We start from the raw sequence: 18,979 nt of genomic DNA on the forward strand, positions 1-18,979 counted from the left end.
ACGCGGAGCCGGCGGTGACGTCGGCTCCGCGTTGATCCACAGCGGACTCGGCTCAGTCTCTGGGGAAGGCGATCGTGTCGCTCGCCGCGTCCGGCGGCACCATCCCCGTGCGCGCGAACTCGCCCCAGATGCGCCGGATCCGGCGGCCGTGTCGCTCGATGTCGGCCCACGTGGCCTCGCCCAGCAGCTGGGCGCCCTCCCACGCCCTGCGCGACCCGAATAGCAACGGAATGTCGGTGACATGGGCCGCGCCGAACTCGCTGCCTTCGGGCCGCCACGTCAGGCGGTAGCGGGTGGCGCGCCCGCCCGCTTCCCGGTGCCTGCGGGCGAACGCCCGTGCCGGGGATTCGTAGATCCTGCGCGTGGAGGCTCCGACGAGTGCGCGCCGGACGAGACGGCCCAGCACCGGCACCCGGAACAGCCTGTCCAGCGCCGGCACCGCCGCGATGAACAGCGCCGTCTCCTCTGCGGTTGACCCGATCAGGACGTCGATGCTGGGGGCCACTGTCCGCCACGCCGCGTCCCGGTCGGCCTCGCCGGGCACCGGTGGCAGGCCGTACTGGACGCCGAACGGCATGCCACCCGCGAGCCCGAACCGGCGGGCCGCCCGCTCGGCCACGGGCTGCAGAGCCAGCACCTCGTCGACGCTGGCCTCGACCGGCGGGTCGCCCACGGCCGCGAGCATGGCCCGCGTCATCGCGTCGCGTCCGTGGGTGATGCCGAGCGGTGCGCTCTGGATCACCGCTCGCCGGAACAGGCCGGACGCCTCGTCGGTGAGCATCAGCTGCGCGATCGCGTCCCCGCCCGCGGACTGGCCGAACACGGTGACCAGCGCCGGGTCACCGCCCAGCGCGGCGATGTTGTCCCGCACCCAGCGCAACGCGACCAGCTGGTCCAGTAGCCCCAGGTTGGCGGGTGCGCGCACCCCGTCGCCGAGGAACCCGAGGACACCGAGCCGGTAGGTGAGCGAGACGACCACCACCCGCTGCTCCACCACCAGCGCACGCGGGTCGTAGACGGCCAGATCACCCGCCCCGGTGACGTAGGAGCCGCCGTGGATCCACACCAGCACGGGCAGCTGCTCGTCGTCGGCGAGGTCGGCCGGGACGGTGACCGAGAGGCGCTGGCAGTGCTCGTCCTGCCCGAGGTCGTCGTCGCCGATCAGCCGCGCGAGCAGCTCGGAGGGGTGTTGGGGCGCGGCGGGAGCGCGCTCGGTCGCCGCGAACGGCTCGTCGAAGGGCGGCACGGGCCGTGGCGGCGCGAACCGGTCCGCCGTGGCGTAGGGGATGCCGAGCATCCGCACCACGGCGCCGTCGACCAGCCCGAGCAGTTGTCCCGCCGGGGTGTCGAACGCCCGTTCTCCCAGCTCGTCGGTAGTGTCGCGCACGCGCCCTCCTCAGCTCCCCAAGATCACGAGCGAAGCCTACGAGACGGCGGGGACAGGGGCACGACATGACTGTGGCGGCCGCCCCGGGAAGGGAACGACCGCCACAGTTGAACGTTTGGGGTGAGTAACGGGACTTGAACCCGCGACCTCCTGGACCACAACCAGGCGCTCTACCGACTGAGCTATACCCACCATGCGAGGAGCCGCTGAGCACCTCGGCTGGAATATCGTAGCGTGCCGTGTCCGTGGCTCCGCACCGGGTTACTCAAGACCGCGTGCGCAGCACCTCGTCGGCCGCCGCCCTCGCCTGCTCCGTGCTCGGGCCGGGGTGGGCGACGAAGGCCGTCTTGCGGTAGTACGCGAGCTCGCCGATGGACTCCTTGATGTCGGCGAGTGCCCGGTGCGCCAGGCCCTTTTCCGGCTTGGCGTAGTAGATCCGCGGATACCAGCGGCGCACCAGCTCCTTGACCGAGGACACGTCCACCATGCGGTAGTGCAGGTGGGCGTCGAGGGCGGGCATGTCCCTGGAGATGAACCCGCGGTCGGTTCCGATGGAGTTGCCCGCCAGCGGAGCCGTCTGCGCGTCGGGCACGTGGGCGCGGACGTAGTCCAGCACCTTGAGCTCGGCCTCCTCGAGCGTGACCGTCGAGCGACGTACCTCTTCGGTGAGCCCGGAGCGGGCGTGCATGTCGCGGACCACGTCCGGCATGTTCGCCAGCGCCTCGTCATCGGCGTGGATGACCAGGTCGAGGCCCTCGCCGAGGACGTTGAGCTCGGAGTCGGTCACGAGCACGGCGATCTCGATGAGCGCGTCCTTCGCGAGGTCGAGCCCCGTCATTTCACAATCGATCCAGACAAGACGGTCGGTCACCCGGCCACACTAACGTGAGCTGCTCCAAGCCGCTTGTCACGCTCCGCTCTCGAGGTTGTTGATGATGGTTTTCGCGTCGTTGATGGGGATCGCGAAGCCGATGCCGACGCTGCCCGACCCGGACGGCGAGTACATGGCCGAGTTGATCCCGATGACCTCGCCCGCGGCGTTGACCAGCGGTCCGCCGGAGTTGCCGTGGTTGATCGAGGCGTCGGTCTGGATCGCCGTGTAGCTCGGCGAGTCCGACGCCCGCTCGAGCGTCTGCTGCCCGAACGGCGACTGCTGCTGTTGCTGCTGGCCGAGGTCGGAGAGCTGCCGGTCGACGGCGCTGACGATTCCGGACGTGACGGTGTTCTGCAGTCCGGCGGGCGAGCCGATCGCCACTACTTCCTCACCGACCTTCACCGAGCCCGAGTCGCCGAGCGTCGCCGGGGTCAGCCCGCTCGCGCCGTGCGTCTGGAGCACGGCGATGTCGGCCTTCTCGTCGGCGCCGAGCACGCTGGCCTGGTACTTGGTGCCGTCGGACAACGTGACCGTCACGTCGCCGTTCGCGGCGTTCACCACGTGCGCGTTGGTGAGGATCTTGCCGTCCTCGCTGAGGATCACGCCCGAGCCGATCGCATTGCCCTCGGCAGTCGTCGCCTCGATCTGCACGACGCTGGGCAGCACCTTCTCGGCGACGGTGCTGACATCCGAGGACTCGTTGGACACGGTCTGGCCGTTGGTGGTGCCGACCGCGCTCGTGCCGGTTCCCGTCCCGGATCCGCCGTCGGTGGCCGAGACGAGGGCCGCACCGCCCGCACCGCCGACGAGGGCGGCGACGACGGCGGCCGACGTGACGAGCACGCCGACGCGGACCTTGCCCGTCCGCTTCGCCGGTGGTTCGGGCAGCGGTGGTTGTGCAGGCGGCTGGGCAGATGGTCGGGCAGGCGCCTGCCGGGGCATGAACAGCGGATTGGTCTGCGGGTCCTGCGGGTTCTCGGTCATGGTTCCAGCTTCGACGCGGTTCGTGAGAGCAGCCTGAGCGCAGGCACTCACTTGCCTGAGAGTTGTTGTGAGTTCCCGTCGAGTGCGATCGCCAGCGCCGCCCATCGCCGGGGTCGCACGGAGCCCGCGGGTGCGGCCGGGTCGAGGTCGCACGCGTGCAGGATTCGGTGTGGCCTGCCGCCGATCACCTCGGCCACCGCGGCTCTCGTGCTGCGCTGTGGTGTCCGGTAGACGGCGTCGAGCAGTGCCGAGAGCGCCTGTTCGGCGCCGGGTCCGAGCCGGGCCCGGCGCCGGATCGTGAGCTGCGCCGAGTCCACTGTGGGCGCGGGCTGGAAACAGTTCGGGGGGATCCGGCGTTCGAGTTCGAGGTCGAACCTGGCCGCCCACCACGCGACCTCGCGCGAGCGGGGCGCGGCCGCGGTGAGCCGCTTGGCGAAGCCCCATTCGACGATCAACGCCGCCCGGCGCAGGTTGCTCGTCCGAGGGGTGAGCAGCCTGCGCACCAGCGCCGTCGAGATCGAGTAGGGGATGCTCGCGACCACGAGAAAGCTCGTGCGGGGCAGGGGAAACTCGCGTGCGTCAGCGGTGACGACCCGGACGTTGCCGCTGGCGGCGACGCGCTTGCCGAGCTTGCGGGCGAAGTCGGCGTCCCGCTCGACGGCGATCACTCTGGCGCCGGTTCTGGCCAGTGGTGCGGTGATCGCCCCGAAGCCGGCGCCGAAGTCGACCACCAGGTCGCTCGGTTTCGGGGAGCAGGAACGGATCAGGCCGTCGGCGACGCGCGCCGAGGCGAGGAAGTGGACGCCGGAGGGGTTGGGTCCCGGTTTCCGGGAACGCGCAGGGCGGGATGTGGGCACGGGAGAGCTCCGTCATGACCGAGGGGAGCGCGCACGGTGAGGCGCGTGTGGACGTCATGGCGCAGCGACCGGGACCCGGCCGGACATGGCGGAAGAACTGGGCACGACGAGGCGCCCGCCGGTTCTGGGCGGTGGACGCGCTTATGCCCGAAGTGGACTGACAGCCGCTGCGCTCAGGCGCGGCGCGGCCGAAGCCGGCCCAGCGCCACGCAGCGGGTGCACAAAGTTCCCATGCGCGCCAACGTAGCAAGGCGGCGCAACCGATTTTCTTCCGTTGGCGCGGCGCGAGGTTCCCGTTCGCGGAGTTCTGAGTGCGAACGGATCCGTTGGCACGGCGGGAACTTCCGGGTTGTCGGTGGGTGGTTCTACGGTCGGTGGCAGAGGTCAGAACCAGTCGGCGAAAGGGATGTCCGATGCTCACCACCACTGCTGCCAGTGTCACCACGACGATCGAGCTCGGGGTTTCCGGCGAACTCGATCTCACGCGGTCGGCGGCCTTTCCCGCGGACGCGGCTCCGGTACCTGCCGAGCCGGGCACTCTGCGGCTGGCCTTTCCCCGAGAGGGGGCGTGGGAGCACGTCGGCGTGTTCGTGCGGCAGCGAGCGCCGGACGCGGTGAGCCTGGAGATCGCGGCGCCGCCGGGCGCGGCGGATGCCGTGGCCGGCCAGGTGCGCCGCATCCTCTCGCTCGACCTCGACGGCGGCGGCTTCTCCTCGGCGGTCGCCGGTGATCCGGTCGTGCGCACGCTGCGGGAGCGCAACCCGGGGCTGCGCCCGATGCTGTTCCACTCGCCCTACGAGGCCGCGTGCTGGGCGGTGATCTGCGCGCGCCTGCGGGTCGGGCAGGCCGCACTGCTGCGCAGGCGGCTGGCCGAGCGGCTGGGGGAGTCCGTCACCGTTGGCGGGCGGACGTTGCTGTCGTTTCCCGCTCCGGCCCGGCTCGCCACGCTCGACGAGTTGCCGGGGCTGTCGCAGCAGAAGGCGCGGCGGCTCGTCGAGATCGCGGGCGCGGCCGAGGCCGGGGCGCTCGACGCCGTGAGCCTGCTGGCGTTGCCGGTGGAGGACGCGCTGGAGCGCGTTCGAGCCCTGCCCGGCATCGGTCCGTTCTCGGCCGAGCTCGTGGTGGTCAGGGGAGCGGGTCATCCCGACGTGTTCCCGGCGCACGAGCTCCGGCTGCACACGGTGCTGGCCGCGGCCTACGGCACCGGCGACGTCGCCGAGCTGGAGGAGATCGCGCAGCGGTGGCGGCCGTACCGGAGCTGGGCCGTGGCCCTGTTGCGGTCCGTCGGCGCCCAGGACCGGGCGGGACAAAAGCTGTGAACGATAGCGCGGTGTTCGTGCGCACACCGGGAAAGGGGGTAACGGGGAGCAGATGGGCGTTGTGGTGAGCTGACCGGGTGCAGTTGGCCGTCGAAGACAGCGAGCTCTGGCGTGCGTTCGACCTTGACGCGACCACGACCGGAACCATCGCGCTCGCCACCGGAGTGGTGGCGCTGCTGGTCGTGCTCCTGCGGATGCCCTGGCGGCTCGCCCGCAACGTCATGACGATCGTGCACGAGGCCGGGCACGCCCTGGTCGCCGTGCTGGCGGGCAGGCGGCTGCAGGGCATCACGTTGCACTCCGACACCTCCGGCGTCACGGTCTCGCGCGGCAAACCCGAGGGCCCGGGCATGGTGCTCACCACGCTCGCGGGCTATCCGGCTCCCGCGGTGCTGGGGCTGGGCTTCGCGGCACTGGTGTCGGGCGAGAACCTGAGCGCGGTACTGGTCATCGCCGCGTTGCTCCTGCTGGGCGTGCTGGTGATGGTGCGCAACGCCTACGGGGTGTTCGCGGTGCTGGTCTCGGCTGCCGTGCTCGGCGGGATCGGGTTTTTCGCAGGGCCGGGGGTCCAGGCGGCGTTCGTCTACGTGATGACGTGGTTCCTGCTGCTCGGCTCGGTGCGGCCGGTGTTCGAGCTGCACGCCAAGCGCCGTCGCGGCGCCGCGCGCGACTCCGACGCCGACCAGCTCGCACGCCTGACCGGGTTGCCAGCCACGATCTGGCTCCTCGTGCTCGTGGTCCTCACCGTGACCTGCCTCGTGGTGGGCGGGATGTTGCTGGTGGAGCCCGCCGTGGCGGGGCCGCTGTGAGCGGTGCTTCCGGGGTTGCGCGCGCCTGTCGGTGAACAGGGGCAACCCGGACCGGCCCGGTGGTCTTTGCACCCCGTGCGGCACACTGGTGTGCCGACACCGGTTGGTGGAAAAGCTGTGGTGAGTCGCGTGTGGCGACGAGCGGGTGAGAGGGCTGTGCTGTGACGGACGAGGTCGCCAAGGCTGTCGAAGAGTGCGCGCGAGCGGCGAAGCGAGCCGCCCCGTCCCTCGCCACGGCGCCGGAGAAGGCGATCGACGCCGCGCTGGAAGGCATGGCCCAGCGACTGCTGTCCCACCGCGCCGAGGTGCTCGAGGCCAACGCCGCCGATGTCGAACGCTCCACCGCCGAGGGCATGAGCGCGGGTCTGCTCGACCGGCTCACGATCACCGAGGAACGCCTCACCGGCATGGCCGAGCAGCTGCGGTTGCTGGCGGGCGCTCCCCACCAGGAGCGCACGGTGGAGGTATCCACGCTCGAGGGCGGGCTGCGGCTCGTCGAGCGGCGTCGGCCCGTCGGTGTCATCGGCGCCAACTACGAGGCCAGGCCGAACGTGACGGTCGACGTGGCCTCGCAGCTGGTGAAGTCGCGCAACGCGGGTGTGCTGCGCACCGGCTCGGCTGCGCTGGGCTCCGCTCAGCGGCTGCTCGAGGTCGTCATCGCGCCCGCGCTGACCGAGGCGGGCATCGACTCCGACGTGGTGCAGCTCGTGCCCCGCGTCGAGCGCGAAGCGGCCGCGGCGCTGGTCCGCCTGCCCGATCTGGTGCCACTGGTCATCCTGCGCGGCAGCGGGGACAGCACGCGGGCACTGGCCACCGAAGCGGCGACCCACGGCGTTCGCACGCTGGCCCACGCCGACGGTGGCGGCGTGTTGTACGTGGACGCGGCCGCGGACGCCGACACGGTGCGGTCGCTCGTCAGCTCCAGCCTCGACCGGCTCGGCGTGTGCAACCGGCTGAACCTGCTGCTGATCAACTCGTCGGTCTACGACGAGCTGTGGCCGCGGGTGTCGGAGGCCTTCGCCGAGCGTGGCGTGAGCCCGTCGCTGGCGCCGTACGAGCACGAGATCGGCTACGAGTGGGCGCTGGACTCCGACCGGGAGGCCACGGTCACCGTCGCGAAGGTCGCCGGCCTGACCGAGGCCGTGACGATCGCCAACGAGCAGACCTCGGGGCTCGCCGCGGGCATCGCGACCGAGGACGCCGCCGCCGCGGAGGCGTTCTTCGACGCCTACCAGGGCACCGGCGTGTTCTGGAACGCGCCGACCCGGCTGCTCGACGGCTTCAAGCTGCTCGGGGTGCCCGAGACCGGCATCAACCTCGACAAGGTGCCGGGCCCGCGCGGTCCCGTCACCTACACCGACCTGTACGTACGCCAGTACGCGGTACTGCCCGCGGGGCGCTGACCTGGGAAACCCGAATCGGGACCGTAGGAAACCGACGGGATTCTCTGGGGCTGTTATCGCAGGTCAAGCGGTGTTCTGGGATCCACCGTTCGACGTGTCCGGGAGTTCCTGGTCGCCGGACTCGGGTCCACGGCCTTCAGCGGCGTTGTCTCGCCCAGGGCCGCGAGCATCCGAGCGCGAGACGCCTCCGTCCCCTACGTACTCGCGCGTGATCGGCACATCGCGTCCCTCGACTTCATCTTCTGAGGGGCCAGGCGATGACGAACTTCGTGACTTCGCGGGTGCGCACGATCGTGCCCGCGCTCTGGGCCTCCGTGGTGGCGTGGCTGGTGTCCCTCGGGCTGCCCGAGTCGCTCGCCGACAGCTCAACGGGCTCGCCGTCACACTGCCGGTGCCGCTCGTGTTCGCCGCGAGCCGATGGGCCGATGGGCCGACGCAACGCTGGAGGAGAGGGGATGATCGGCGATCACCCAACACCGATCACGAGTGACGCTAACGACGCGGAACCGTGCGGGGGCCGGTTCCGGTCGGTGTCACCCCGATTGCGTCGATCAAGGCCAGGCATGCGTTACAGCGGCGCGGGCACCCACTGGACGCAGGTGGGGCGCTGGCCGGTGGTGACGTACTCGCGCACGGCCTGATAGACGCGTTCGACGGGCGTCTCGACTCCGGGATCTTGTTCGAAGTCGTGCCCCTGCCAGGTGAAGTAGGGGACGTGGTCGGTGTTCAGGCCGTCGGCGGGTCGGAAGGATGCCTCGGCGGTGCCCCACAGGAGGCAGCCCCGGTCGCCGCGGACGCCGACGATCAGTTCGTGGGTGGGATCGGCGCTGTTGAACAGCCACCACAGGACGCCGGCCTCGGGTGTGCGTCGCTCGCCGTTGACCGTGGTCATCATCGCGATCAGCGCGTCGGCGTCGGTCATCGCGGCGATGTCGTAGGACTCGTGGCGGGCCAGTGTGCTGGTCATGCTTGCCCCTCGTAGGTGTGGCGGAACGGGCGGCCGTCCTGCGTGGTGCCGTTCACGGTGAGCGTGCACCCCTTCGGAAGGTACCGGGGCAGGGCCTCGTGGCAACCCGGTGAGATCGGGCTCCGGCCACGGCACGGCTGGTTGTTCACCGTCAGCTCGGTGTGCTCGCGTCCGTCGAGAACCATCTTCGCGGCGACTTTCATCTCGACGTGGGCGCTCAGGAACTTCGCGTTGGTCGGCGAGAACCCGAGCGTGGCTGCTCGCTGCCGGATCGTCTCGGACCAGGTGCCATCGTGGCCCGAGACGTAGCGGTCGAAGGAGCCGCCCACGTAGCCCACGGTGCGGTCCGAACCCTCGCCCGTACGCACCCTGCGGGGCAGCATCTCGGCGCACCACGCCGCCTCGGGTGGATACCGAGAGCCATCCGACGCCGCCACCTCCGGCTCAGGCCTCGCGATCCGCGGCGTGGCCGCGGCGGTGGGCTCCGGTCGACGCGCCGGTGCGCCCGGTTCGGGTCCGGCGGCGCCCAGCTCGTGCAGGTAGGCGCGCAGAGACTCGTCGACAAGCTGCAGCGGACCGTGGAGACTGCTGACCTCGTCAACGAACTGCGCGGCGATCGCGGGTAGTTGCGCGGCCTCGGGGTCACTGGCGCCGTACAGCACGGCACCGTAGATGTCGCGCGCCTCGCCAGTGAGTCCGGCAGCGTGCTCGGCATCAGCGCGCGCCTGAACAAGTAGGTCCAGTGCCCGGCGAACCGCCGCCGCCAGTTCCTCCACCGACATCCGTTCACCCCGTTTCACCAGCGCTCGCCGCTCAGCGTCACGGCGCCGGTGCCGGTGCCGGGAACGAAGCCACAGCCTGCGTATCCGCTCGTCCCTATGCAACTGAGCACGCGGCGCGGGCACGTACCAGCGGGCGTGACCTCCCAGGGTGACCCGCTCCGGCCAGACCAGCCCGCTCCGATGCCAGTTCGCCAGAGCTGCACGGTTTACCCCCAGCTGATGCGCAGCCTCCTCAGCCCCAGCCCAGGACGATCGCGACGAGGTTCGCGGCGATCCCTGCGAGACACAGCAGGGTCAGCACCAGCGGGAGCCGGTCGGCAATCCGCGAGTTTAGGCGCCACCGCTTGCCGCTCGGACTCGTAGCGAGACAGGCTGGCCTGCGAGATCGGCACCATGCGCGCTAGCTGGGACTGAGACAGCCCCGCCTCGCTGCGTAGGCGGCGGAGCCTCTGCCCGAATGTCTCGGCCATCGGTAATCCTCGTCGCGGAGTGGTCCTCTTCGCGTTGCCCCCGGGAGCTACCCGGGGGCGTCCCTCCGCGAAGAGGTGCATTGCCAGGCTGCCCGACCTGTTGCAACAGATCGGCTACCAAACGCGATCCTCGGCGTCGTCTCCATCGTCAGCGGGAGAAGCGAGCCACCTCGTGAACCGAGCCCACCCGCTGCGGGCCCATGCGATCGCCCGTCTGATCATCGCGAGGTCTCCCGTCGATCCAAGTTCGGCGCCGAGGGGCCCGCCCAGCGGCGCGATACCGCCATGAGGCTCTGCCACACCGTCGCAGCCATCGCAGCGACGAGGACCGGCACGAAGAACGGATCGTTGGCGACCACACCCCGGTCGGCAAGTGAGGCGAGGACGTACACCACGAACATCGCGTGGGCCGGTCTCACGATGAGCTTGGTGAGCGCGCGACGCGTTGGCCCAAGAGCCTGCCGAGTCGGTGGATGACTACGGGTGACGAGTGGCTGGTGGGGGCCGGTGTACGTTGTGGCCATGGCGGTACCTCTCTGTGGTGGGCACCCCGGGTCCACATCCGGTCCATGATCAAGGGTTTCTGCCAGGTCAGAGAGTCGAGTACGCCAGTACGCGGTACTGCCCGCGGGGCGCTGATCATCGACACCGGTTCGCCACAATCACAGTCGATGGTCGTCCCTGCCTGGGGAAGTCACGGGCGTGGCGTCGCCGAAACCCGTTCCCTGGATCAGGAGGTCCACCATGACTGAGCACGAATCCGAGCCCGAACCCGCGGCGACCTTCGCCGACCTCCTGTTGCGCCAGGAACTGCTCGACGCGCTCTCCGGCCTCGGCTACGAGGAGCCGACGCCCATCCAGCGCGCCGCCATCCCGCCCGTGCTCGAGGGCCGCGACCTCGTCGGCCAGGCCGCGACCGGCACCGGCAAGACCGCGGCCTTCGCGCTGCCGATCCTGCAGCGCATCACCCGCCACGGCCAGGGCGTCAAGCCCAAGGCGCTGGTGCTCGCGCCCACCCGCGAGCTCGCCGTCCAGGTCTCCGAGGCGATGCACCGCTACGGCCACCAGCTGGGCACCCGCGTGCTGCCGATCTACGGCGGCCAGCCCATCGGACGGCAGCTCAAGGCGCTCGAACGCGGCGTCGACGTCGTGATCGCCACGCCGGGCCGCGCGCTCGACCACATCTCCCGCGGCACGCTCTCGCTCGGCGAGCTGAGCATGGTGGTGCTCGACGAGGCCGACGAGATGCTCGACATGGGCTTCGCCGAGGACATCGAGGCGATCTTCCAGGACATTCCCGAGCAGCGGCAGACCATGCTGTTCTCGGCGACGATGCCGCCGCGCATCAGCGGGATGGTCCAGCACTACCTGACCGAGCCCGTGCGCATCGAACTCGGCCGCGCGGCGTCGCAGAAGAACGAGCCGTCGCTGGTGCGCCAGGCCGCCTACGTGGTGCCCCGTGGCCACAAGCCCGCTGCGCTGGGCCGCATGCTCGACGCCGAGTCGCCGACGGCGGCGATCGTCTTCTGCCGCACGCGCGAGGAGGTCGACCAGCTCACCGAGACGCTCAACGGCCGCGGTTACCGCGCCGAACCGCTGCACGGCGGCATGAACCAGCAGCAGCGCGACCGGGTGGTCGAGCGGCTGCGCTCGGCCACGGCCGACCTCGTGGTCGCCACGGACGTCGCCGCCCGCGGACTCGACATCGAGCAGCTGACCCACGTGGTCAACTACAACGTGCCGAGCGCGCCCGAGGCCTACGTCCACCGCATCGGCCGCGTGGGCAGGGCGGGCCGCGAGGGCACCGCCATCACGCTGGCCGAGCCCCGCGAGCACCGGATGCTCAAGACCATCGAGCGCGTCACGGGCCAGCAGATCCCCGTCCGCAAGCTCCCGACGATCGCCGACGTCAGGGCCCAGCGCCTCGAGCAGACGCGCGGCGCGCTGTGGGAGAGCCTGCAGGACTCCGACGGCCTCGACCGGTTCCGCGCCGTCGTCGAACCCCTCGCCGAGGAGTTCGACGTGGTGGAGGTGGCGCTGGCCGCGGTGAAGCTGGCCCACGAGGCCGCGGGCACGGTCACCGACGAGGAGGAGATCCCCGAGGTCACCTCGTGGCCGCCCGCCGACGCCAGGCGGGGCCGCAAGGACGGACCCGGTGGCAGGGAGCGCAAGGGCCGCGCGGTCGGGCGGGGCATGACCCGGCTGTTCGTCGGCGTCGGGCGCACCGCCGGTGTCCGGCCGCAGGACCTGGTCGGCGCCATCGCTGGCGAGTCCCGGCTGAGGGGCCGCGACATCGGTGCCATCGACATCGCCGACCGGTTCTCGCTGGTCGACGTGCCGGAGGGCGCGGCGGACGACGTGATCTCCGCGCTCAAGGGCACCACCATCAAAGGCCGCAAGACCACGATCCGCCGCGAGCGGTTCCAGTCGCGCTAGCGCCGGCCACGGCGGGGAGCAAGGCCGAGCAGGTCGGCGGCCTGCGGCCCGCTGTCCGACGAGCCGCTCTGACCCCTCGCCCTGCGCAGGGCGGCGGGCCGGATGCGGCTGTAACCGCGCACCGACGCCGACCGGCGCGAGCGGAGCTCGTAGGCCGGATCCCCGGTCAGCGCCTTCGCCAGCGTCCGGTCGACCAGGATGGTGCCGGGCCGCGCGATCGAGGTGAGCCTGCTCGCCAGGTTCACGGTCTCGCCGTAGACGTCGCCGAAGCGGCTCAGCACGCGCCCGGACGCCAGCCCGGCGCGCACCGGCGGCAGCTCGTCGTCGGTGCTCGTGCGCTCGGTCAGTGTCAGCGCGATCTCGGCTGCCTCCGCCGGTGAGTCGGCCACGAACAGCACCTCGTCGCCGATCATCTTGACCACGCGGCCGCGGCCCTCGGCGACGACCTCGGTCGCGAGCGCCTCGAAGCGCTCCAGTACGTCACCCAGTTCGTTCTCGTCGATCCGGCGCGTCATCCGGGTGTAGCCGACCATGTCGACGAAGCCGACGACCTGGGTGCGGGCCTCGAGGTCCTCGTCGGGAACCGCGAGCGCCCTGCCCGCGTACGCCACGAGGTGACGCCGCCACACGAAGCTCTGCACGCGCTCCAGCTGGGGCACCAGCGTCTCGACGAGCTCGGTGAGCCGCTGTTCGTCGGCGGCCAGCTCGGGGTGCTCGCGCACCAGCGACCAGAGCAGGTCGGCCTGCCATTCGGCCAACCGCGACAGGTGCAGGCCCAGCGCCCGCGTCACCGCCGTCTCCAGCTCCTGGTCGAAGACGCCCGCGTCGATCATGCCGTCGGCGATCCGGACCGCCTCGACATCCGCGTCGGTGAACACCACCTGGTCGTTCGGCACTGCGGCGAAGCCCAGCGCTCGCCAGAGCTGCCTGGTGCGTTCCTCGGACACGCCCGCGAGCTCGGCCACCTGGAGCCGGGTGTAGGAGCGCTGACCGCCCAGCAGGACGCGTTCCAGTCTGCGCTGGAATGCCTCGTCGGCCATCGGCTACGTCGTGTGCACGATCAGGACGTCGACGCCCGACTTGCGCGCCACCTCCGACGGCACGGAGCCGAGGAGTCGCCCGGCGAGGGTGTTGAGGCCCCGGTTGCCGACCACCAGCAGGTCGGCGGAGCGGTCCTTGACCACCGAGCCCAGCACGTCGGCGGGCTCACCGCGCACGGCGGTGGTCTCGATCTTCTCGGCGCCCGCCCTGACGGCGCGGTCGCGGGCGGACTGCAATGTGTCCTCGGCGGGGGCGGAACCGACGACCTGGTAGGCCTCGCCGCCCAGCTCGTCCTGGGCACGCTCGATCTCCTGCTTGCTCGCCGGAGAGTAGGCGCACGTGATCACCAGCGTGGCTCCGGCGTCGGCGGCTACGCCTGCCGCACGATCGACGGCGGCGAAGGACGACTCGGAGCCGTCGGTGCCGACGACCACGGTCTGATAGGCGGCCATCAGGTCCTCCTGCGGGGTCACGGGCCGGTATGCAGGAGGACAGTAGCGTGCCGCGCGGCCCAGCGCAGCAGTAACCTACTCGCGAGTCGGTTCTGAGCCGACCGAGGCGGTGGCCTTCTCCATGTGCTGCGCGGTGCCGTTGTTGTCGCCGCCGGAACCGGCCTTGCCCGCGGCGGTGGCGCCCGCCGGTTCGGCCTCCTCCAGCGCCGAGTTGGCCTCGGCGAGCATCGTGCGCGCGGCGCGCACCTGGTCGGCGATCTTGCCGCGCAGCGTCCGCAGCGCTTCCACCTTGGCGGTGGCCTCGGTCTTCCTGCGGGTGGCGTCCTCGGTGGCCTCGCGCACCCGGCGGTTGGCCTCGTCGGTGGCCTCGGCGACGCGTGCGTTGGCCTCGTTGATCGAGTTCTGCTTGCGCCGGTTGGCGTCCTCCACCGACTCCCGCTGGCGCCGGTCGATCTCGTTCTGGGCCTTGGTCTGCTCCTCGGAGACCTCCTTGCGGATGGCCGCCGCCTCGTCGGTGGCCTCGCGCACCCGCCGCTCGGCCTCGGCCTTGCTGGCCGCCTCCTGCTCGGCGAGCGTGCGCATCGACTCCGTGCGCCGCGTGGCCATCGCGATCTCGAAGTCCTCTTCGACCTGGGTACGGCGCTGCTCGGACTCGCGGTCGAGCCGGTCGCGCTCGTTCTTGGCCGTGGTGGTGATCGACTCGGCCTCGGCGCGGGCGTCGGTCAGCACCTTGCGGTGCTCGGCCTCCATCTCCCTGCGCCGCTCCGCGAGCTCGGTGAGCAGCTGCTCGTAGCGGGCGCGCATCGCGCTGGCGTCGGACTCCGCCTTGGCGCGGATGTGGCCTGCCTCGGCCTCGGCCCTGGCCTTGGTGTCGTTGGCCTCCTCCTGCGCGAGCCGCAGCATGCGCTGCAGTCGCTCGGAGAGGCCTTCGATCGTGGTGGGCGGTTGCGCGAGCCGTTCGACCTGGCCGCGCAGGTCGTCGATCTCGATGCGCGCCGCCTCGAGCTGCCTCGCCAGGTCGCCCGCCTGCGAGATGGCCGCGTCCCGGTCGGACGTGAGCATCTTCAGATCGGCGTCAAGCCGCTCCAGGTGCTCGTCGACCTGTGCTCGGCTGTACCCACGCTTCTCGAAGTCGAAGCCGGCTCCCAGCGGCACGAGCTCCCGTTCTTCGCCAAGGCTCATGTCCCCACCCTAACGGGCGCTGCGAAGTGCCCGCCGCCGAACGTCGCTATCGCGGCGCGATGTTCTGCCCGCGTTGGTCCGGCGCGCACAGCGGGCCAGTCGCTCCGCGCCGGCGTGAGTACGTTGTGGACGATCCCTGGCGAGGGTCCCGGCCGGAAAAATCAGTGCTCGGCGGCGGGTTCGACCAGCTCCACCAACACGCCGCCCGCGTCCTTCGGATGCACGAAGTTGACCTTGCTGCCCGCCGTGCCGCGCTTCGACTCCGGGTAGAGCAGCCGCAGGCCCTTCGCCCGCAGCGCGTCCGCGGCGGCCTCGACGTCGGTGACGCGGTAGGCCAGCTGCTGCAGACCCGGGCCCTTGGTGTCGAGGAACTTGCCGATGGTCGAGTCGGGGCGCAGCGGCGCGAGCAGCTGCACCGCGGGACCGCCGGCGTCGCCCGGCGCGCGCAGCATGGCCTCGCGCACGCCCTGCTCCTCGTTGACCTCGGTGTGGGTCGCCTCGAGCCCGAAGTTCTCCGCGTAGAACGCGATGGCCTCGTCGAGGTCTGCGACGGCCACGCCGACGTGGTCGATCGTCGTGATGAACGGCTTCAGTGCCTGCTGCATGGACGCAGGATAGGTGGCCTTCGCGCTCACCGGACGTGCCGATGTTCACACGCGGCGCTCACCGTCGCGCTCGATTCAGACGGGCTCCCGGCCGGTATCGTCGCCCGGAGCGGCTCGTGCAGCGAGGCAGCGCGTCGACGAGATTCAGGAGGCTGTTGTGTCCGGTTCCGTGATCCTGGGTGCCGCCCGTACGCCGATCGGTCGGCTCTTGGGTTCGTTGAAGGACTTCTCCGGGGCCCAGCTCGGCGGCGTCGCCATCAAGGCCGCGCTCGAGCGGGCCGGTGTCGCACCCGAGGCGGTGCAGTACACGATCATGGGCCAGGTGCTCACGGCAGGCGCGGGCCAGATCCCGGCCAGGCAGGCCGCCGTGGCCGCCGGCATCCCGATGAGCGTGCCCGCGCTCAGCATCAACAAGGTGTGCCTCTCGGGCCTCGATGCCATCGCGCTGGCCGACCAGCTCATCCGCGCCGGCGAGTTCGACCTGGTGGTCGCGGGCGGACAGGAGTCGATGACCCAGTCGCCGCACCTGCTGCCCAAGTCGCGCTCCGGGTTCAAGTACGGCGACACGACGCTGGTGGACCACATGGCCTACGACGGCCTGTTCTGCGCCTTCGACCAGGTCGCGATGGGCAGCTCCACAGAGAAGTACAACGAGCGCTACGGCCTCACGCGCGAGCAGCAGGACGCGTTCGCGGCGCGCTCGCACCAGCTGGCGGCCAAGGCCATCGCGGGCGGCGTGTTCGCCGACGAGATCGCCGAGGTCCGGATTCCGCAGCGCAAGGGCGACCCGGTCGTGTTCGACACCGACGAGGGCGTGCGCGCCGACACCACCGCGGAGAGCCTGGCGAAGCTGCGGCCCGCCTTCGCCTCCGACGGCACGATCACCGCGGGTTCGGCCTCGCAGATCTCCGACGGCGCCGCCGCCGTGGTGGTGGCGAGCAAGGCCAAGGCCGAGGAGCTCGGTCTCGCGCCGCTGGCCGAGATCGGCGCCCACGGTGTGGTCTCCGGTCCCGACGCGAGCCTGCACGAGCAGCCGTCCAACGCGATCAACGCCGCGCTGGGCAAGGCGGGCCTCGACGCGAGCTCGCTCGACCTGGTGGAGATCAACGAGGCGTTCGCCGCGGTGGGGCTCGTCTCCACCGAGAAGCTGGGCATCGACCCGGACATCGTGAACGTCAACGGCGGCGCGATCGCGCTGGGTCACCCCATCGGCGCGTCCGGTGCCCGCCTCGCCGTGCACCTGGCCTACGAGCTGCGCCGCCGTGGTGGCGGGCTCGGTGCGGCCGCGTTGTGCGGTGGTGGCGGTCAGGGTGACGCGCTGCTGATCCGTGTCCCCGCGAGCTGACGTCACCGAACTGGTCGGGCAGGCGCGGGAGGGCAAGCCCCGTGCCGTCGCCCGGCTGATCTCCCTCGTCGAGGACGCCCACCCGCAGCTGCGGGAGGTCGCGGCCGCGTTGACGCCGTACACCGGCAACGCGCAGGTCGTCGGCCTCACCGGGCCCCCCGGAGTCGGCAAGTCGACATCCACGTCGATGCTGCTCTCGGCGTTGCGTGAGCAGGGCAAACGCGTCGGTGTGCTGGCCATCGACCCGTCGTCGCCGTTCTCGGGCGGAGCACTGCTCGGCGACCGGATCCGGATGAGCGAGCACGCCGTCGACCCCGGCGTGTTCATCCGGTCGATGGCCACGCGCGGGCATCTCGGCGGCCTCGCGTGGGCCGCGCCGCAGGCGGTGCGCGTGCTCGACGCCGCCGGATTCGATGTCGTGCTGATCGAGACGGTCGGTGTCGGGCAGTCCGAAGTGGACGTCGTGCGGCTCGCCGACACCACGGTGGTGCTGCTGGCCCCGGGAATGGGCGACGGAATCCAGGCGGCCAAGGCGGGCGTGCTCGAGATCGCCGACGTCTTCGTGGTCAACAAGGCCGATCGCGAGGGCGCCGACGCCACCGTGCACGACCTGCGGCAGCTGGTCGCCATGAGCCGGAGGGGCGTGGCGGGGCCGTCGTGGCGGCAGCCGATCGTGCCGACGGCCGCCGCGAAGGGCGAGGGCGCCGCCGAGGTCCTGCGCGCGCTGGGGGAGCACCACACGTGGCTGGCCGAGCACGGCGAGCTGGACCGCAGGCGCACCGCGCGGGCCGAGGCCGAGGTGGAGGCCATCGCGCTGCGGCGGCTGCGCGCGGAGCTGGGCGAACTGCGCGGTGGCGAGCGACTCGGCGAACTGGCCAGGAGGGTCGCGGGCCGCGAGCTCGATCCCTACGCCGCCGCCGACGAGCTGGTGGCCGACCTGCGCCGCTAGCGGGACGGGACCCCGCCGCTGTCGATGAGTTCGGTGCGGTGCGACCGCTCCGACGAGCCCGGTGGCCGCACCGGTAGCGAGCCGCGTGCGGGCAAGCCGGGGTCGATCGTGGTTCACCGGGCCTACGCCGCCCTTGGTGAGCGAGCGGATCCGCTCAGGGTGACACTTCGGCGAGTGTCGCGCGCAGCGCTTCCAGCGTCGCCGGGAACGCGTGTTCGGCGGGCGTGCCGTTGCCCAGCATGATGCCCTGCGGGTGCTCGCCCTGTGTCATCCAGTGCGGGCCGAGTCCCTGCAGCGCCAGGGAATTCCCTTGCGCCGCCGCGATCACCTCTGGTTCGGAGGGGCCTCGCGCCGGCAGCGTGATCAGTAGTTGCGCCCCCGCCGAGATCCCGTGCGGCGTCACGAAGTCCGGCAGCGCGCTCAGCAACCGGTCCCTGCGCGCGCGGCAGACCGCGCGGCGGCGGCGGCGGACGTGCCGGTCGTAGTCGCCGGAGCTCGGCCAGCGCGAGCTGCTCCAGTACCGGAGTGCGCCAGCCGTGCGCCGTCAGCACGGCGCGCACGGGCTCCACGAGCGCGCGCGGCAGCACGAGCCAGCCGAGCCGCAGGCCGGGGCGCGAGCGTCTTGCTCGCCGTGCCCGCGTAGGCCACGCGTTCCGGCGCCAGCGCCTGCAGCGCACCAACGGGCTTGCGGTCGAAGCGGAACTCGCCGTCGTAGTCGTCCTCGATCACCAGCCCGCCCTGCTCGCTCGCCCAGCGCGTCAGCTCGGCCCGCCTGCGCGGAGCCAGCGTCATGCCGAGCGGGTACTGGTGGGCCGGGGTCACGACCACCGCTGGACTGTCCAGTTCGGACACCCGAAGGCCCTCGTCGTACACGGGAACTCCGGTCAGGCGTGCACCGGCGGCCTCGGCGATCCGGCGGAACACCCACAGCGACGGGTCCTCGAACGCCAGCGGCCCCCGTTCGCGCAGCACGGAAGCCAGTAGCGACATGGCGTGCGCGTATCCGCCGCAGACGACGATCCGCTCGGGATCGGCGACGACGCCGCGGCTGCGCGCGAGGTAGCGTCGCGCGGGTGTCGCTGGGCGGCGGCCTGTGGCACGCCCAGCGCTGCTGGTT

At 71.5% G+C, this 18,979-nt stretch carries 18 protein-coding genes, 1 tRNA gene and 1 pseudogene; 6 read left to right on the forward strand and 14 right to left on the reverse strand.

Translation table 11 applies throughout. The annotated features are described in order from the left end of the window. Positions 1–52: 52 nt before the first annotated feature. The 5 genes from JHE00_RS17025 to JHE00_RS17045 form a co-directional block, all read right to left on the reverse strand. Positions 53–1,387 (reverse strand): carboxylesterase family protein, encoded by a 1,335-nt coding sequence (locus tag JHE00_RS17025; RefSeq protein WP_200319024.1) that lies wholly within the window; start codon positions 1,385–1,387, stop codon positions 53–55. A gap of 116 nt (positions 1,388–1,503) precedes the next feature. Next, positions 1,504–1,579: transfer RNA gene (locus JHE00_RS17030), tRNA-His, on the reverse strand. Positions 1,580–1,652: 73 nt separating this feature from the next. Next, a complete protein-coding gene (orn, locus tag JHE00_RS17035) occupies positions 1,653–2,258 on the reverse strand; it encodes an oligoribonuclease (RefSeq protein WP_200319025.1) in 606 nt (201 codons plus the stop codon). Positions 2,259–2,294: 36 nt separating this feature from the next. Then, entirely contained in the window at positions 2,295–3,245 is a 951-nt protein-coding gene (locus JHE00_RS17040) for a S1C family serine protease (protein ID WP_200319026.1), read from the reverse strand. 47 nt (positions 3,246–3,292) lie between these two features. Beyond that, positions 3,293–4,102, reverse strand: a complete 810-nt coding sequence (locus JHE00_RS17045) for a ribosomal RNA small subunit methyltransferase A (RefSeq protein ID WP_200319027.1) — start codon at positions 4,100–4,102, stop codon at positions 3,293–3,295. A 413-nt stretch (positions 4,103–4,515) separates the two neighbouring features. On the opposite strand from JHE00_RS17045, the gene JHE00_RS17050 reads away from it, so the two are divergent. The 3 genes from JHE00_RS17050 (at position 4,516) to JHE00_RS17060 (ending at position 7,633) form a co-directional block, all read left to right on the forward strand. Next, complete coding sequence (locus tag JHE00_RS17050; RefSeq protein WP_200319028.1) at positions 4,516–5,421, forward strand: DNA-3-methyladenine glycosylase family protein; 906 nt, start codon at positions 4,516–4,518, stop codon at positions 5,419–5,421. A gap of 83 nt (positions 5,422–5,504) precedes the next feature. Then, a complete protein-coding gene (locus JHE00_RS17055) occupies positions 5,505–6,230 on the forward strand; it encodes a M50 family metallopeptidase (protein ID WP_230424492.1) in 726 nt (241 codons plus the stop codon). A gap of 161 nt (positions 6,231–6,391) precedes the next feature. Continuing rightward, positions 6,392–7,633 (forward strand): aldehyde dehydrogenase family protein, encoded by a 1,242-nt coding sequence (locus tag JHE00_RS17060; RefSeq protein ID WP_200319030.1) that lies wholly within the window; start codon positions 6,392–6,394, stop codon positions 7,631–7,633. 568 nt (positions 7,634–8,201) lie between these two features. Here JHE00_RS17060 and JHE00_RS17065 read toward each other — a convergent pair. The 4 genes from JHE00_RS17065 to JHE00_RS17080 form a co-directional block, all read right to left on the reverse strand. Next, on the reverse strand, positions 8,202–8,600 hold the full coding sequence (locus tag JHE00_RS17065) for an Imm1 family immunity protein (RefSeq protein ID WP_200319031.1): 399 nt from the start codon (positions 8,598–8,600) through the stop codon (positions 8,202–8,204). Then, entirely contained in the window at positions 8,597–9,382 is a 786-nt protein-coding gene (locus tag JHE00_RS17070) for a DddA-like double-stranded DNA deaminase toxin (protein WP_200319032.1), read from the reverse strand. Before JHE00_RS17070 ends, JHE00_RS17065 begins: the two co-directional genes overlap by 4 nt. 206 nt (positions 9,383–9,588) lie before the next feature. Next, positions 9,589–9,933, reverse strand: coding sequence for a helix-turn-helix transcriptional regulator (locus JHE00_RS35125; protein WP_307831970.1), 345 nt, complete (start codon positions 9,931–9,933; stop codon positions 9,589–9,591). A gap of 137 nt (positions 9,934–10,070) precedes the next feature. After that, positions 10,071–10,271, reverse strand: a complete 201-nt coding sequence (locus JHE00_RS17080) for a hypothetical protein (protein ID WP_200319033.1) — start codon at positions 10,269–10,271, stop codon at positions 10,071–10,073. Between the two features lie 325 nt (positions 10,272–10,596). Between JHE00_RS17080 and JHE00_RS17085 the strand changes: the two genes are divergently transcribed. Then, a complete protein-coding gene (locus tag JHE00_RS17085) occupies positions 10,597–12,288 on the forward strand; it encodes a DEAD/DEAH box helicase (protein ID WP_200319034.1) in 1,692 nt (563 codons plus the stop codon). On the opposite strand, the gene JHE00_RS17090 is transcribed toward JHE00_RS17085, so the two are convergent. The 4 genes from JHE00_RS17090 to mce form a co-directional block, all read right to left on the reverse strand. After that, on the reverse strand, positions 12,285–13,328 hold the full coding sequence (locus JHE00_RS17090; RefSeq protein WP_200319035.1) for an adenylate/guanylate cyclase domain-containing protein: 1,044 nt from the start codon (positions 13,326–13,328) through the stop codon (positions 12,285–12,287). The two genes, JHE00_RS17085 and JHE00_RS17090, sit on opposite strands and share 4 nt — an antisense overlap. A 3-nt stretch (positions 13,329–13,331) precedes the next feature. After that, positions 13,332–13,781, reverse strand: coding sequence for a universal stress protein (locus tag JHE00_RS17095; protein WP_200319036.1), 450 nt, complete (start codon positions 13,779–13,781; stop codon positions 13,332–13,334). A gap of 75 nt (positions 13,782–13,856) precedes the next feature. Further along, positions 13,857–14,963, reverse strand: coding sequence for a coiled-coil domain-containing protein (locus JHE00_RS17100; RefSeq protein ID WP_230424231.1), 1,107 nt, complete (start codon positions 14,961–14,963; stop codon positions 13,857–13,859). 161 nt (positions 14,964–15,124) lie between these two features. Next, on the reverse strand, positions 15,125–15,568 hold the full coding sequence (mce, locus tag JHE00_RS17105; protein ID WP_200319037.1) for a methylmalonyl-CoA epimerase: 444 nt from the start codon (positions 15,566–15,568) through the stop codon (positions 15,125–15,127). Between the two features lie 157 nt (positions 15,569–15,725). On the opposite strand from mce, the gene JHE00_RS17110 reads away from it, so the two are divergent. Continuing rightward, positions 15,726–16,913, forward strand: coding sequence for an acetyl-CoA C-acetyltransferase (locus JHE00_RS17110; RefSeq protein WP_200319038.1), 1,188 nt, complete (start codon positions 15,726–15,728; stop codon positions 16,911–16,913). Further along, on the forward strand, positions 16,897–17,862 hold the full coding sequence (gene meaB / locus JHE00_RS17115; protein WP_200319039.1) for a methylmalonyl Co-A mutase-associated GTPase MeaB: 966 nt from the start codon (positions 16,897–16,899) through the stop codon (positions 17,860–17,862). Before JHE00_RS17110 ends, meaB begins: the two co-directional genes overlap by 17 nt. Before the next feature lie 154 nt (positions 17,863–18,016). Here meaB and JHE00_RS35130 read toward each other — a convergent pair. Then, positions 18,017–18,924 (reverse strand): annotated as a pseudogene (locus tag JHE00_RS35130) (aminotransferase-like domain-containing protein); the annotation flags it as partial. Positions 18,925–18,979 lie beyond the last annotated feature (55 nt).

Source organism: Prauserella cavernicola (assembly GCF_016595675.1).
GTDB lineage: Bacteria > Actinomycetota > Actinomycetes > Mycobacteriales > Pseudonocardiaceae > Prauserella_A > Prauserella_A cavernicola.

Bases quoted from the DNA above. Each gene is read 5' to 3' on its own strand.
- JHE00_RS17050 (WP_200319028.1), top strand. From the start codon at position 4,516: ATGCTCACCACCACTGCTGCCAGTGTCACCACGACGATCGAGCTCGGG.
- mce (WP_200319037.1), bottom strand. From the start codon at position 15,568: ATGCAGCAGGCACTGAAGCCGTTCATCACGACGATCGACCACGTCGGC.
- JHE00_RS35125 (WP_307831970.1), bottom strand. From the start codon at position 9,933: ATGCACCTCTTCGCGGAGGGACGCCCCCGGGTAGCTCCCGGGGGCAAC.
- JHE00_RS17090 (WP_200319035.1), bottom strand. From the start codon at position 13,328: ATGGCCGACGAGGCATTCCAGCGCAGACTGGAACGCGTCCTGCTGGGC.
- JHE00_RS17095 (WP_200319036.1), bottom strand. From the start codon at position 13,781: ATGGCCGCCTATCAGACCGTGGTCGTCGGCACCGACGGCTCCGAGTCG.
- JHE00_RS17040 (WP_200319026.1), bottom strand. From the start codon at position 3,245: ATGACCGAGAACCCGCAGGACCCGCAGACCAATCCGCTGTTCATGCCC.
- JHE00_RS17070 (WP_200319032.1), bottom strand. From the start codon at position 9,382: ATGTCGGTGGAGGAACTGGCGGCGGCGGTTCGCCGGGCACTGGACCTA.
- JHE00_RS17100 (WP_230424231.1), bottom strand. From the start codon at position 14,963: ATGAGCCTTGGCGAAGAACGGGAGCTCGTGCCGCTGGGAGCCGGCTTC.
- JHE00_RS17065 (WP_200319031.1), bottom strand. From the start codon at position 8,600: ATGACCAGCACACTGGCCCGCCACGAGTCCTACGACATCGCCGCGATG.
- JHE00_RS17085 (WP_200319034.1), top strand. From the start codon at position 10,597: ATGACTGAGCACGAATCCGAGCCCGAACCCGCGGCGACCTTCGCCGAC.